Origin of the sequence: Sporosarcina sp. FA9 (genome assembly GCF_051550205.1) — a bacterium.
GTDB lineage: Bacteria > Bacillota > Bacilli > Bacillales_A > Planococcaceae > Sporosarcina.
The window spans coordinates 758,168-771,860 of sequence record NZ_CP188819.1 but is presented as its reverse complement, the minus strand read 5'-3'; the positions used below and the strand labels follow the sequence as shown (position 1 = coordinate 771,860).

Annotated in this window: 14 protein-coding genes; 12 read left to right on the top strand and 2 right to left on the bottom strand. The window is 39.2% G+C overall.

What is annotated here, in order from left to right; all coding sequences use genetic code 11:
* Positions 1–4: 4 nt before the first annotated feature.
* The 4 genes from ACP8HH_RS03590 to ACP8HH_RS03575 all read left to right on the top strand — a co-directional run bounded on the left by ACP8HH_RS03590 (position 5) and on the right by ACP8HH_RS03575 (position 2,665).
* The gene (locus tag ACP8HH_RS03590) at positions 5–1,078 is read left to right on the top strand and encodes an LCP family protein (protein WP_438315944.1); all 1,074 of its coding nucleotides are present in this window, start codon (positions 5–7) and stop codon (positions 1,076–1,078) included.
* A gap of 73 nt (positions 1,079–1,151) precedes the next feature.
* Positions 1,152–1,427: a hypothetical protein gene (locus tag ACP8HH_RS03585; RefSeq protein WP_438315941.1), complete on the top strand. Its 276-nt coding sequence runs from the start codon at positions 1,152–1,154 to the stop codon at positions 1,425–1,427.
* A gap of 72 nt (positions 1,428–1,499) precedes the next feature.
* A complete protein-coding gene (locus ACP8HH_RS03580; RefSeq protein ID WP_438315039.1) occupies positions 1,500–1,820 on the top strand; it encodes a transposase in 321 nt (106 codons plus the stop codon).
* A gap of 17 nt (positions 1,821–1,837) precedes the next feature.
* Positions 1,838–2,665, top strand: coding sequence for an IS3 family transposase (locus ACP8HH_RS03575; protein ID WP_438315036.1), 828 nt, complete (start codon positions 1,838–1,840; stop codon positions 2,663–2,665).
* 169 nt (positions 2,666–2,834) lie between these two features.
* Here the strand turns inward: ACP8HH_RS03575 and ACP8HH_RS03570 are convergent, their stop codons facing one another.
* The gene (locus ACP8HH_RS03570) at positions 2,835–3,881 is read right to left on the bottom strand and encodes a glycosyltransferase family 4 protein (protein WP_438315938.1); all 1,047 of its coding nucleotides are present in this window, start codon (positions 3,879–3,881) and stop codon (positions 2,835–2,837) included.
* 258 nt (positions 3,882–4,139) lie between these two features.
* Here ACP8HH_RS03570 and secA2 point away from each other — a divergent pair, with 258 nt between their 5' ends.
* From secA2 to ACP8HH_RS03555, 3 genes are all read left to right on the top strand, one after another.
* Positions 4,140–6,503: an accessory Sec system translocase SecA2 gene (secA2, locus tag ACP8HH_RS03565; protein ID WP_438315935.1), complete on the top strand. Its 2,364-nt coding sequence runs from the start codon at positions 4,140–4,142 to the stop codon at positions 6,501–6,503.
* On the top strand, positions 6,500–7,399 hold the full coding sequence (locus tag ACP8HH_RS03560) for an accessory Sec system S-layer assembly protein (RefSeq protein WP_438315932.1): 900 nt from the start codon (positions 6,500–6,502) through the stop codon (positions 7,397–7,399). The genes secA2 and ACP8HH_RS03560 overlap by 4 nt, the downstream gene beginning before the upstream one ends.
* Positions 7,400–8,060: 661 nt before the next feature.
* Positions 8,061–8,366, top strand: a complete 306-nt coding sequence (locus tag ACP8HH_RS03555; RefSeq protein WP_438315929.1) for a hypothetical protein — start codon at positions 8,061–8,063, stop codon at positions 8,364–8,366.
* A gap of 57 nt (positions 8,367–8,423) precedes the next feature.
* Here ACP8HH_RS03555 and ACP8HH_RS03550 read toward each other — a convergent pair whose 3' ends face one another.
* On the bottom strand, positions 8,424–9,128 hold the full coding sequence (locus tag ACP8HH_RS03550; protein ID WP_438315926.1) for a glucosamine-6-phosphate deaminase: 705 nt from the start codon (positions 9,126–9,128) through the stop codon (positions 8,424–8,426).
* A 245-nt stretch (positions 9,129–9,373) separates the two neighbouring features.
* Here ACP8HH_RS03550 and ACP8HH_RS03545 point away from each other — a divergent pair, with 245 nt between their 5' ends.
* The 5 genes from ACP8HH_RS03545 to ACP8HH_RS03525 all read left to right on the top strand — a co-directional run bounded on the left by ACP8HH_RS03545 (position 9,374) and on the right by ACP8HH_RS03525 (position 13,605).
* Complete coding sequence (locus ACP8HH_RS03545) at positions 9,374–9,568, top strand: cytochrome c oxidase subunit 2A (protein WP_438319017.1); 195 nt, start codon at positions 9,374–9,376, stop codon at positions 9,566–9,568.
* A 24-nt stretch (positions 9,569–9,592) separates the two neighbouring features.
* On the top strand, positions 9,593–10,099 hold the full coding sequence (locus ACP8HH_RS03540) for a cytochrome B5 (protein ID WP_438315924.1): 507 nt from the start codon (positions 9,593–9,595) through the stop codon (positions 10,097–10,099).
* The gene (locus ACP8HH_RS03535; RefSeq protein WP_438315921.1) at positions 10,096–11,751 is read left to right on the top strand and encodes a b(o/a)3-type cytochrome-c oxidase subunit 1; all 1,656 of its coding nucleotides are present in this window, start codon (positions 10,096–10,098) and stop codon (positions 11,749–11,751) included. The genes ACP8HH_RS03540 and ACP8HH_RS03535 overlap by 4 nt, the downstream gene beginning before the upstream one ends.
* Before the next feature lie 152 nt (positions 11,752–11,903).
* Positions 11,904–13,211, top strand: coding sequence for a branched-chain amino acid transport system II carrier protein (gene brnQ, locus ACP8HH_RS03530; protein ID WP_438315918.1), 1,308 nt, complete (start codon positions 11,904–11,906; stop codon positions 13,209–13,211).
* A 40-nt stretch (positions 13,212–13,251) separates the two neighbouring features.
* The gene (locus ACP8HH_RS03525; RefSeq protein WP_438315915.1) at positions 13,252–13,605 is read left to right on the top strand and encodes an SCP2 sterol-binding domain-containing protein; all 354 of its coding nucleotides are present in this window, start codon (positions 13,252–13,254) and stop codon (positions 13,603–13,605) included.
* Positions 13,606–13,693: the final 88 nt, after the last annotated feature.

The window sequence follows — 13,693 nt, the reverse complement described above, 5'->3', positions numbered from 1 at the left end:
AAAGATGAAGAGAAAAGAGTATAAAAAAGTAAAAAAGAGCACTTCAGGTAAGCGACTTGCTTTAAAAGTATCCTTGCTCGTATTGCTATCCGCATTCCTATTCGTTGTCGCTTGGGGTGTTACTTTGCAGAAAAAAGCAGAAAGTGCTGCAGATCGCGCATATGAGAAGATTGAGAATCGTCCGAAATCTGAATTACGCGAAGTCGCAGTCGAACCGGTAAACGATAGTGTTTCAATTCTTTTTATCGGCGTTGACGAAAGTGAAACACGAAAAGCAAATGAAGAGAATGGCCGTTCAGATGCTATTCTTGTTGCCACACTAAATAAACAGCAAAAAACAGTAAAATTACTAAGCATTCCACGTGATTCATATGTGTACATTCCTAATAAAGGATACAGCGATAAAATAAATCACGCCCACGCTTTTGGAGGCACAATCGGAACAATCGATACCGTTGAAAATTTACTCGACATTCCTATTGATTATTATGTGAAAATGAATTTCAATGCTTTTATCGACGTTGTTGATGAATTAGGCGGTATTGAAGTTGAAGTTCCTTACGACCGTCTTGAGAAAGATGAATTCGACAGAAACACAATACAATTGATAAAAGGTCTTCAGCATCTTGATGGAAGACACGCACTTGCACTTGCGCGTACTCGAAAACTCGACAGCGATGTTGAACGAGGCAAACGTCAGCAAATGATTATGCAAGCAATTATGAAGGAAGCAACTTCACTTTCATCTGTAACAAAATACGGCGGTGTCATTGATGCCATTGGCGATAATATGAAAACCAATATGAAATATGATGAAATGAAATCTTTTATAGATTATATAAAAGGCGGAAAACCACAAATTGAAACACTGAACTTGGAAGGATCCGATTGGTGGAAAGAATACGAAACCAAACCTCGAGTCTACTACTGGAAACTTGACGATAAGGATCTAGAGAGAGTAAAAGTAGAAATGAAAACGCATCTTGAAATTCCAACAACCTCTTCAAGTCTAACAAATGATGACACTAATGTTGTAGATTCAGACGAATCTGCCAACGAAGGCAGCTTAAATAACTAATATGGGAAAAGCCCGACATTCATTGTCGGGCTTTTCTTTGTCTTGGTAAGGAGTTAGAGAGGCGGCGACGTTTTTGGGAAACTTCGCAACGCTTTTTGAAAACCTCGCAACGTTTTCGGGAAACTTCGCAACGTTTACGAAACTTCGCAACGCTTTCGAGAAACTTCGCAACGCTTTTCGGGAAACTTCGCAACGTTTCCGAAAAACTTCGCAACGTTTACGAAACTTCGCAACGCTTTCGAGAAACTTCGCAACGTTTTCGAGAAACTTCGCAACGTTTTCGGGAAACTTCGCAACGTTTACGAAACTTCGCAACGCTTTCGAGAAACTTCGCAATGCGCTAACCTAAAATGTTGGGACAATATAAAACAACACCGACGTGATACACTTTAAAAAAGCAACTACATCGGAGGTTTTTATATTGCAGAAAATCGTATATTCAAGAGAAGTTAAATGGGCTGCTGTAAAGGATAAATTAAGTGGCGAGATGACTAATAAAGAAATCATGGAGAAACACGGAATTAAAAATAGAGCGCAAATTGCAGATTGGATGAATTGGTATAAAAACAATGAATTTTATCGCTTCGATCAACCGATTGGCAAACAGTATTCCTATGGTTTTCGCAATGATTTTAAGAATGAACAAGAAAGGCAAGACCATCAACTATCCCAATTGATAATGGAGAATGAAATATTAAAAAAGTATATAGAGATAAAAAGGGGGTTGGAAAAGAAGAAGTAATAAGAACTGTAGAGAATATGAAGGGCAAGTATACTATTTCAGCCATCTTATTGGCGTTGCAAGTCTCACGTACAAGCTATTATAGATGGCTTGGCGAAGAGCGTGAGATCACACTTTCAATCAATGAAGTAGCCATTATTGAGCTGTGTAAAAAAACGAAATATCGATATGGACATAGGAAGATTAAAGCCTTGTTAAAGCAGGATTATGCGATTAAATTACATCGTAATTCGGTTCAATCAATCATGCAAAAGCACAATGTGCAGTGTCGGATAAAGCCGAAACGAAAATGGAAATCGCAAGGTGAAACTGTAGTCATCAGACCCAATCTTCTTAATCGAAATTTTACTGCCAGTGCACCAAACGAGAAGTGGGTCACCGATATTACCTATATTCAATATGGAAGCACAACAAAATATCTTTCAACCATTATGGATTTATATAATAATGAAATTGTTGCCTATAAATTATACAATCATCAAAAGACATCGCTTGTCATCGACACGCTTAAAGAGGCATTGGCCAACCGCAACAATCCAGAGGGAGTTATGATACATTCTGATCAAGGGACTGTGTACTCGTCCTACGCATACCAGGAATTCATGAAGGAACATCATATTGTCAGCAGTATGTCACGGAGAGGAAACTGTTGGGATAATGCGGTGATTGAATCATTTCACTCAAGCTTGAAATCTGAGGAGTTTCAGTATGTGCGGTTCAACTCACTTAGCAATGCGGAGGTCGTTAATCGTGTTTCTACTTATTTGAAGTATTATAATGAAGAACGTATTCAAGAAAAACTAGGCTACCTTACGCCAATAAAATACGGTGAAAAGGCAGCCTGATAGTGTTGCTTTATATGTGTCCCATATCGCTGGGTCAGTCTACAACGTTTCCGGGAAACTTCGCAACGCTTTCGGGAAACTTCGCAACGTTTCAGATAAATAAGTACAAAAAAACGATTCAGCAACCTTCTAAATAGAAAGGTGCTGAATCGTCTTTTTAACTTCCTTACTATTTTCCAATCATCCGTACAAAATTCAGTAACGGTCGATAGTTCGCGCCTGCAAGTCCGATAATTTCAACAAATAATTCAATTGCCAAAAGCATTACGACCAACAGTATAATCGAGCCCCAAACTGTTGCTTGGGAGAACAAGATTGCGGCAACACCGAACAAAGCAGCAAGTCCATAAATGATCAATACCGTTTGTTTATGCGAAAAGCCCGCACGGAGCAAACAATGATGTAAATGAGATTTATCTGGAGCCGTGACTTTTTGTTTCATTCTGATTCTACGAACAATTGCGAAAAACGTATCAGAAATTGGAACCCCGAGCATAATAACCGGAATGATAAGTGAAATAAACGCGACATTTTTAAATCCTAATAACGCAAGAACAGATATCATGAAACCGAGGAATAAGGATCCGGTGTCCCCCATGAATATTTTTGCTGGATGAAAGTTAAAAAACAGAAATCCTGCAGAACTAGCTGCAAGTATCGCCGCTGTCGCCATAACAAATGGATTACCCATAATAATCGCCATTACCGAAATTGTAATAAGAGCGATTGTGGAAACGCCAGCTGCTAGCCCATCTAATCCATCTATTAAATTAATTGCGTTCGTTATGCCGATAATCCAAATAATTGTAATCGGAATGCTTAGGTAACCAAAATCGAATTGAACACCAATAAATGGTATATTAATTGCATCAATTTGTAATCCGCCCCACGAAACAACAACGATTGCAGCGGCTAATTGACCAACAATTTTTGCTTTAGCTGTAATTTCAAACATATCATCTAGAAAACCCGTTATAATAATAATGAGTGCTCCGATGAGAATACCAGTAGAATGCTCATCTTCAGGCCGTAAGAAAAAGTATCCGATTAGAAATGCACCAAATATTGCGAGCCCACCAATTCGTGGCATTATGGACGCATGGACTTTTCGGTAATTCGGACGGTCAACTGCACCAATACGGAATGCAAATCTTCTGACAAGCGGAGTAAGTAATATGGAAGCTGCGAAAGCAACAGCCATTGCAAGGAATATCATGTCCTTCCTCCCTAAGTTAAATCGATATTAGTAATCCAAGAGTATTATAGCATGTATAAACTCAGAAAGCATCTTTACTAGTTAAACCTGCATCAATTTCCGTCTAATTTCTTCTGTTTATCTTTCCCCATGATGCATTATCTATCCCGCACTTTTTGCTACTATATGATGGAAACAGCTAGAGGTAGTAATTCATTAGCATTTTTGATAAAATAGGTACGGGTCCTTATATGGACCGGAAAAAAGGAGCGTTCATTCATGTTATCATTCTTTAAGCGTTCAACTAAAACGAGCGAGCGGCAGCTTCGAAAATATCGTAAAGTTGTCGATCAAATAAATAAGCTAGAATCCAAATATGAATCTTTGTCTGATGAAGAACTAATGAGTATGACAGAGATTTTAAGAGAACGTGTGAATTCAGGCGAAACAATTAAATCTTTAATTCCAGATGCGTTTGCAGTTGTCCGTGAAGCTTCCAAACGCGTATTAAATATGCGTCCATTCGATGTGCAATTGATTGGTGGAATTGTACTAACGGAAGGTGATATTTCAGAAATGCCAACCGGTGAGGGGAAAACTCTTGTCGCAGCACTTCCCTCATATATTCGGGCACTTGATGGCAAAGGCGTTCACGTCATTACGGTAAACGATTATCTCGCACAACGTGACTTTGACCAAATCGGGAAAATCCACCGCTTTTTAGGTCTTACAGTTGGCCTTAATTTACCGATGATGCAAGGACCAGAAAAGCAAGAAGCATACAATGCCGATATTACATACGGAGTTGGAACCGAATTTGGTTTCGATTATTTGCGTGACAATATGGCGCAGCATGCTTCACAAAGAGTACAACGTCCATACAACTTTGCAATTATTGATGAGGTTGATAGTATTCTGGTCGATGAGGCGAAAACACCTTTAATTGTAGCTGGAAAAATGCAGGCAGATGCCGATCTTCATTACATCGCTGCACGTCTTGCAAGCCGCTTTAAAGAAGAGCGCGACTTCGATTTCGATGATGAAACCAAGGCAACTTCTCTCACGGATACTGGTATTGAGAAAGTTGAAAAAGCTTTCGGCGTAGATAATTTATACGAACTTGATCACCAAACGCTTTATCACTACGTAATTCAAGCCGTACGTGCACATGTCATCTTCAATCGTGACGTCGATTACATAGTTAAAGAAGATAAGATTGAACTTGTGGATATGTTTACTGGGCGAATTATGGAAGGACGAACACTTTCAGATGGTCTTCATCAAGCGATTGAAGCAAAAGAAGGACTTCCAATTACTGAAGAAAATAAAGCACAAGCACAAATCACAATTCAAAACTACTTCCGTATGTATCCACAACTTTGCGGAATGACGGGTACTGCAAAAACGCAGGAAAAAGAATTCCAGGAAGTATATGGCATGGAAGTTATCCAAGTTCCAACAAACCAACCTCGTGCACGAATTGACTCACCTGACCGTGTGTACAAGACCATTGACGCAAAATACAAAGCAATGGCAAAAGAAGTTGCTAAACGAAATAAAACAGGACAACCCGTTTTAGTTGGAACAACGTCCATTTTACAATCCGAAAAGGTAGTTCAATATTTAGATGAATACAAACTGGATTATAATCTACTCAATGCAAAAAGCGTTGAACAAGAGATTTACCTCATTTCACAAGCCGGCCAACGTAACCATATTACCGTTGCAACAAATATGGCGGGTCGTGGAACCGATATCGTTCTAGGTGAAGGTGTTGCCGCGAACGGTGGGTTATTTGTTCTTGGAACAGAAAAACACGAAAGTCGCCGGATTGATAACCAACTTCGTGGACGTTCAGGTCGACAGGGAGACCCTGGAGAAAGCCAGTTTTTTCTATCCCTCGAAGACGATATGTACAAACGTTTTGCTAAGGAAGATATAGAAAAGTTCCAGAAAAAAGTAACTACAGATGAAGATCACTTAGTGCTCAATACAGAAATCGACGATATAACAGAACGTACACAACGCATCGTTGAAGGAATTCACTATTCAATGAGGGAATACAACTTGAAACTTGATGATGTCATCAATGACCAACGTAAAGTTGTTTACACTCTTCGCGATGATATATTAGATGGTGGAGATTTGCTCAATCAACTGAAAGGAATGTTGAATGAGACAGTCGAATTCGTAGTTCTTGAAAGTTGTCCACAAAATGAAAGTACAGATAACTGGGATTTCGATCAAATTGAGCGCACAATGAATGCACTCCTTCTAGATACACTTCAAGTTTCACATGACTCAGATAAAACATCTATCATCTTAAAATCATTTGAAGAACCTGTATCTGAATTACTTGCGTATATCGATACATTTGCGGACAATGAACAAGTCTTACAATTAATTCCACAAGTAATGCTTTCACATATTGATATGATGTGGGTAAAACATCTTGAAGTTATGACTCGCTTAAAAGAAGGTATTGGACTAAGATCTTATTCACAAGAAGATCCAATGCGGATTTATCAACGTGAGGGACTTCAGTTATTCGGTAAACATTACCAAAGACTACGTCGGGATATTGCTTCAGAAGTAATTGGATTTATGAAGCTTATTACCGAACAACAGGAGGCACAACAATGAATCTGTTCTCATTTTTTAAGAAAGCTGAAAAAACCGGTACTGAAAGCACAATCGATTCAAAAGAAATCGTTGATGGTGTTCAAAGTTCAAATGAAGAAAACGAAATCGAAACGACACTTTCATTTCATCCAGAGTGGAATATTCCACAAGAACAGGAATACGTCTTTAGATTTCTATCAAATGAACTTGAACCGCTTAAACCGAACCAAATTTCATTATCAGGTATCGACATCGACGTTGAACCTGCAAATGGCAGTTGGCTCGTAAAAGCATTTTTCCGTTCTTCTCTTGACCAACAAATTTCAGTTGGAGAAGTCGAACTTATGCTACTTGACGAAGAAGGAAACACACTTGCTTCAGATCAATTCGACTTAAACGAACTTGGCGATCTCCCAGCACGCAGTGCACGTCCATGGGTATTTGTCTTTACAAAAGACAATGTTTTTGCGGAAACACCACCACAAGAAAATTGGAAACTTGCATTCAACGTGCAATCTATGGTTCCTCACAAACTGGAACTCGAACAAGCATGGGAAGACGGCTTATCCGAAGAACAAAAAGACGGTCTTGCGAAAGTCGTTGAAGGTCTTCCTAAACTAAAACCACGCGAAGTAAACATAAGTGGATTCCAAGTTAAAGAACAAGATGACGGCGGAATTGCAGCGTCCGTGTTCATTCGGAACGGTCATTCAAAACAAATCAACATCGAAAAACTTCCACTTGAACTCATCGACGCAACTGGCGAACTTGTCGCAACAGGATCATTCAGTCTTGCTCCCCTTTCAGTGAAAGCAAACACAACAAAACCTTGGACGTTCATCTATCCAAAGGAAATGATTCAAAAAGAAAGTCCAGACCTATCCCGATGGACCGTCCGCGTTCCAGAACAACAATAATCATTTTAAAAGGTGCATTCCGATCATTGGAGTGCACCTTTTTTGATTTACGATATATTACGTTGGTGAAAGCCCCCCTGGAATGAACAACTCTATTGCATAAGCGCTGCTAATGAAAGGCAGTTTAATATCGCCAAAGCTGAGATGTGCAACGAATTGTCTGGGATGTGCAACGAATTCGAGAAAGTGTGCAACCAAATGTCCGCGGTGTGCAACCAATTCGAGAAGGTGTGCAACAGCGGCTGAGATGTGCAACCAAATGTCCGGGGTGTGCAACGAAATCGGCTTGGTGTGCAACCGCGAGATTTATTTTGGAAGCCACTCACCATTACAAACTCCAATCCTACAAACCATTAAATCCCTAACCCACACACCCGATAGAAACTCAAAAAAACAATCCCACTACAATTTACAATCTAGCGCAGAAGCGACAAGCGTGAGCCGAAGGTAGGCAGCCAAAGATCGCCGCGTCCTGCGGCAAAGGCTGCACACCTGCATCCTGCATCCTGCAGGCGCAAAGCGCCAAGCGGATTTGAAAACTACCCTCCATTAGAATCCACCAAAATACAACTCCCCCATCTTCATTACAAAATCCGGTTTACAATACCACAGAAAGGGAATACATAAAATCAATACTAATTTCAGGAAGGAAGTAGTTACAATGATGAAGGACGATCGTTTTACGACACATAAAAAGACAATCAATCCCAACAGTTGGACAGAAACCGACGCTCATCTTGACCATGCTGCAGGCGAATACGAACCCCTTTCAACTTCCGATTACACAGACCCTAAAAACTCTATAGATCTTGTTAGCAACAATGAAGAAATCCAAGAAAAATCACCATTGCCTATCGAAAATGAAAACGAACAAGAATTTCGACAAGAAAAGGCTGCAGAAAAAAGGAACGAAGAAATCGAGGATATCCGTTCATCCTATGACGCACTCGGCCACGACCTTCCTTAACAGAAAAAATCCCGCACTCTACTCCACTAATTGGGGAGAGTGCGGGATTTTCTGTATTTAATTAATATCCAGATCCGTAATTACGATTACATTATTATGATGAAGAAGTTTTGTAATTGGCCAATCAATTAAAACTTTTCCTTCGAGAAGCTTCGTAATTGCCGCACGTTTCTTTTCACCAAAAGCAATCATAATGAGCTTTTTAGCATCCGTAATCGAACTAATTCCCATTGTTAAAGCCGTATTCGGTATTTTTTCGTCATTCTCAAAGTACTGGCTGTTTACATTTAGTGTAGAATCCGTTAATTTCGCCACATGGGTTATAGATTCAAACGCTGTACCGGGCTCATTGAATGCAATATGTCCATTCTCCCCTACCCCAAGCAATTGAATATCCAGTGGATTCTTTTTAAGAAGGGATTCATAACTTGCACATTCGCCCTCCAAATCTTCTGCCACACCATTAAGAATATGCGTTTTCTTAAACTTCTTTTTACTAAAAAGATGATCTTCCATAAAAAAAGCATAGCTGTTTGGACTTGAAGCAGAAACACCTACATATTCATCCAAGTTAAACGTTACAACATTTTGAAAGTCAAGATCTGATTCCGCCCATTTATTATAAATGGGAATCATTGTACTCCCTGTTGCAAGGCCCAATACATGAAGTCGATTTTTTTCAAGGTCCTCCTTGATAATTTCAAATACTTTTTCAGCACCTTCATCGGCACTCTTTACCTTTAGTAACTTAATTGTACTCATCTTATCAACCGACTTTCAGTAGATTTATTCTTAATTTAATTGTAGTTTCTAACATCAACAGGGTCAACTATTAGACTTAACTTTCTCGCTGCACAAATAAAACCCTTAGGCCGGGCTTTTCATTAATTCAGAAAAAAGGCTCAATTTTGTCTAACCTATCAATACTTTGTGAGGAACTTGTGAACTTAACTCTATAAATCTACGACATAGGGATTTCCCTTATTCCCATAGTCAATCTTTTGATTATGATTAAGGTAATAGGCATTCACAGCCATTCGAAAGGAAGTGAAGATATGGTGAATAAAAACCAGAACACAAAACAACCCGATAAGCATAATACAGAAGTTAGCTTTAAGGGTACTTTTATAGCAGTTATGTTATTAGGTGTGTTCATCCTTATCACATGGTTTGGTTCATACGTATTGTTTCTGTCAAGATAAATTAATTGGATTGGAGGGATAACTTTGAATTTGCATAAATATGAAAAGATTTGGTTGACGTTAGGCTCAGCTTCACTGGTATTATTTTTATTAATTATAGGGTTCGCGGCTTTTTGGAAAGGAACACATCCACAAAGTCATATTGAAACAATTGATCCACAGAATGTCGAGGCTCATGAAGCATTCAAGCCGGAAAATCTTGGTTTGACCGAAGTGAAAAATGGACAGTACGTCGTCAATATGGTTGCATCAGCATTCATGTATGATTTTGGAAAAGACGCAGATGGCAAACAAGTAGAACGTATCCGCGTACCAAAAGGATCTACAGTTCTTTATCAGATCACTTCTAAAGATGTCGTTCACGGTTTTCAAGTCGCGGGAACAAACGTCAATATGATGGTTGAACCTGGACATATTAGTCGCTATGAGACTGTTATGAAAAACGTAGGAGAATTCACGGTTGTCTGTAATGAGTATTGCGGCATCGGACACCATTTAATGTATGGAACAGTGGAGGTGTATGAAGAATGACGTCAAAATTATTTTCATTTTCTAAAAAAGAATCTAGACTCTATATGTCCTTTATGTATGTCACATTTATCTCACTGTTCATCGGTGGTTTAATGGGACTGTTGCAAACGTTCGTACGGTCCGGTAAATATACATTGCCATTCGGAATCGATTATTACACGATTCTTACCGTTCACGGAGTTATTCTTGGTTTAGTTCTAACTACATTCTTTATCATCGGATTCCAATTCTCCCTTTTAGGGAAAACAGTTGGTATTTCGGATAAACAATTAATGGTTGGTTGGATTTCATTCTGGGTAATGCTCATTGGTACAGTTATGGCATCGATTACGATTCTTGTTGGTCAAGCATCTGTACTTTATACATTTTACGCACCGCTTCGGGCACATCCGGCATTCTATATCGGACTTGCACTTGTAATTGTAGGTAGCTGGATTGCAGCATTTGTAAATTTCCGTCAGCTATATGTATGGAAAAAAGCTCATAAAGGCGAGAAATCACCACTTCTTGCATTTATGGTAACAATCAATATGATTATGTGGGTCATTGCATCTCTTGGAGTTGCAGTATCTGTACTTGTTCTATTCATCCCATGGTCACTTGGTTACGCAGAAACAATTAACGTCTTACTCAGTCGTACATTGTTCTGGTATTTCGGTCACCCACTTGTTTATTTCTGGCTGCTCCCTGCTTATATGGCTTGGTATGCAATTATCCCCAAACTTGTTGGCGGAAAAATATTCAGTGATTCACTTGCACGACTTGCTTTCATATTACTACTTATGTTCTCTATTCCAGTTGGGTTCCATCACCAACTTACAGAACCAGGAATTGATCCCACTTGGAAATTCATTCAAGTTGTTCTCACATTCATGGTAATAATACCGTCTTTAATGACCGCATTCTCTGTTTTCGGTTCGTTCGAAGCAGCAGGTCGTAGAAAAGGGTTTACAAGCTTGTTCGGATGGATTAAAAACCTCCCTTGGAAAGATGTACGATTCCTTGCACCGTTCATAGGTATGGTTGCATTCATCCCGGGTGGTGCAGGTGGAATCATTAACGCATCTCACCAAATGAACGCGCTTGTTCATAATACGATTTGGATTACAGGTCACTTCCATTTAACTGCGGCAACAACAGTTATACTAACGTTCTTTGGAATAACATATTGGCTTGTGCCACATCTTACAGGCCGACGTTTAACGCCTAAGTTGAACAAACTTGGACTTATCCAAACGTGGATTTGGACAATTGGTATGCTTATTATGTCCGGTGCCATGCATATTCAAGGACTGATTGGTGGACCTCGTCGTTCAAGTTTCTCTGAATACGCAGGCGGCGAACAAGTTGCAACTTGGATTAACTACCAAATTGCTCAGGCAGTTGGCGGAACAATTCTCTTTGTAGGCATCATTCTAATGGTTTACATCTTCATACAGCTGTCATTTTTCGCACCAAAGGGTGTTCAAGAATATCCTATTGCTGAAGAAGAGCCGGATGCAGAAAAAACACCTAAATTTCTTGAGAATTGGTATTTGTGGATTGGGATTACAATCGCGCTTATCCTCTTCGCATATACAATTCCAATGATTGATATTATTAAGCATTCACCACCGGGTTCGCCGCCATTTGATTGGCCGATTGGTAAATAAATTAATTTTAACCGCTCTGGATTTGGACATTTTATGTCTAACTACAGAGCAGTTTTTTTTGTTTACATCAATTCACTATCGAAATTTTCATTTCACTGTATAATGAAAATAGATTAAAACATTACATATCATTCCTGGGAGCTGTACCTTTTATGTCGTTTAAGAAAAACGTTGTTATCGGACTTATGCTGTTCGCCTTGTTCCTCGGAGCAGGTAATATAATTTTCCCACCATTACTTGGTCAAATGGCTGGAGAAAATCTTTTTATTGCTATGGTTGGATTTTTAATTACAGGAGTAGGCTTGCCACTACTTGCGGTAATTTCAATCGCAAATGCCGGTGGTGGATTGCAAACAATTGCGGGCAGGGTCCATCCCCTGTTCGGTATTCTTTTTACACTCATTCTATACATCACAATCGGACCCTTTTTCGGTATTCCAAGAACAGCAACCGTTTCGTATGAAATCGCCGTTATTCCATTTCTTACGGAAGGCCTGTTAGACGCTAAATGGATATTGTTCGTCTTTACGATTTTCTTTTTCATCATAACGACTGTTGTTGCTTTGAATCCTGCAAAACTTGTCGACCGAATCGGTAAAATCTTAACACCTATACTCTTTACTGTTATTGCGGCTTTAGCTTTAAAAAGTGTTTTTACGCCGATGGGTACGTTTGGTTCAGCAAAGGACGCCTATGAAACACAACCGTTTTTCCGGAGTTTTATCGAAGGATATTTAACGATGGATGTTCTTGCTGCACTTGTTTTTGCTATTGTCATCATTAATGTTCTACGGGATGAAGGTATTACGAAAAGAGGCCCCGTTTTGAAGGCAATGACTATCGCTGGACTCATTGCTGCTGCGGGTCTATCCTTTGTCTATATTTCTCTTGGCTATATCGGAGCTTCAAGTATCGACGTAATTGGATTGCAAAATAACGGGGGTGCGGTACTTGCCCTTGCCTCAAAGGTTTTGTACGGATCTTCGGGAACTGCAATACTAGCAGTTACTATTATTTTTGCTTGTCTTACAACATCCATCGGACTTGTCTCAGCATGTGCACAGTATATTAACGAAGTTTTCCCAAAGTACTCTTATAAAACGTATGTGTTTATTATTGCGGGCTTTAGTGCACTCATTTCAAACGTTGGTTTAGCCAAACTAATTTCAATTTCGCTACCCGTTCTTATGATGATTTATCCACTCGCAATCGTTTTGATGCTCCTTTCGTTTATCGACAAATTATTCGATCGAAAACCGATTGTGTATTCATTAGCACTCATTGCAACGGCTATAGTAAGTGTATTTGACGGACTTTCTAATGCAGATATTCATTTTGCAACAGTCGATTCAATACTGTCCTACCTTCCCCTCTATGAACAACAAATTGGATGGATTGTTCCAGCAATTGTTGGGGCACTCATTGGTATTGCAATAGCCTTTTTTACTAAAAAAAGTTAATGCTATAATGAATATATTCATTAATTAGGGGGAATGCTTGATGACACTTAACTTTGACGAAATGAAAATGGCTACAATTTGGGATGAAATCAATTCAAAGCTGAACGGAGAACCAGGCCCAATCGAAGGAATGAATACATCCTATTCTTTTGACCTTTCAGGTGATGATGGTGGATTATTCGGATTAAGTATTGCGGACGGGAAAGCTGAAACACTTACTGGCGATCCTGGTGAAGTCGATTGTGCATTATCAATGAGCGTAAAGGATTTCAAAAAATTGTTGGCGGGAAATTTAAATTCTACTGCTTCTTATATGCTTGGGAAACTTAAAATAAAGGGCAGCCTTGGACATGCTCTTAAACTTGAAAGCTTATTGAAAAAATATACATTTTAAAGCATAAATTAGACCGCCAATTCGCATATGAATTGGCGGTCTTTAAATTAAACTTTTCCACTATTTCTATACAGCCGAAGAACAATTT

What these genes read in the sequence shown, in the direction of transcription:
- ACP8HH_RS03590 (WP_438315944.1), top strand. Translation starts at nt 5, where the DNA reads ATGAAGAGAAAAGAGTATAAAAAAGTAAAAAAGAGCACTTCAGGTAAG.
- ACP8HH_RS03575 (WP_438315036.1), top strand. Translation starts at nt 1,838, where the DNA reads ATGAAGGGCAAGTATACTATTTCAGCCATCTTATTGGCGTTGCAAGTC.
- ACP8HH_RS03570 (WP_438315938.1), bottom strand. Translation starts at nt 3,881, where the DNA reads ATGATATTCCTTGCAATGGCTGTTGCTTTCGCAGCTTCCATATTACTT.
- secA2 (WP_438315935.1), top strand. Translation starts at nt 4,140, where the DNA reads ATGTTATCATTCTTTAAGCGTTCAACTAAAACGAGCGAGCGGCAGCTT.
- ACP8HH_RS03560 (WP_438315932.1), top strand. Translation starts at nt 6,500, where the DNA reads ATGAATCTGTTCTCATTTTTTAAGAAAGCTGAAAAAACCGGTACTGAA.
- ACP8HH_RS03555 (WP_438315929.1), top strand. Translation starts at nt 8,061, where the DNA reads ATGATGAAGGACGATCGTTTTACGACACATAAAAAGACAATCAATCCC.
- ACP8HH_RS03550 (WP_438315926.1), bottom strand. Translation starts at nt 9,128, where the DNA reads ATGAGTACAATTAAGTTACTAAAGGTAAAGAGTGCCGATGAAGGTGCT.
- ACP8HH_RS03545 (WP_438319017.1), top strand. Translation starts at nt 9,374, where the DNA reads ATGATTAAGGTAATAGGCATTCACAGCCATTCGAAAGGAAGTGAAGAT.
- ACP8HH_RS03535 (WP_438315921.1), top strand. Translation starts at nt 10,096, where the DNA reads ATGACGTCAAAATTATTTTCATTTTCTAAAAAAGAATCTAGACTCTAT.
- brnQ (WP_438315918.1), top strand. Translation starts at nt 11,904, where the DNA reads ATGTCGTTTAAGAAAAACGTTGTTATCGGACTTATGCTGTTCGCCTTG.
- ACP8HH_RS03525 (WP_438315915.1), top strand. Translation starts at nt 13,252, where the DNA reads ATGACACTTAACTTTGACGAAATGAAAATGGCTACAATTTGGGATGAA.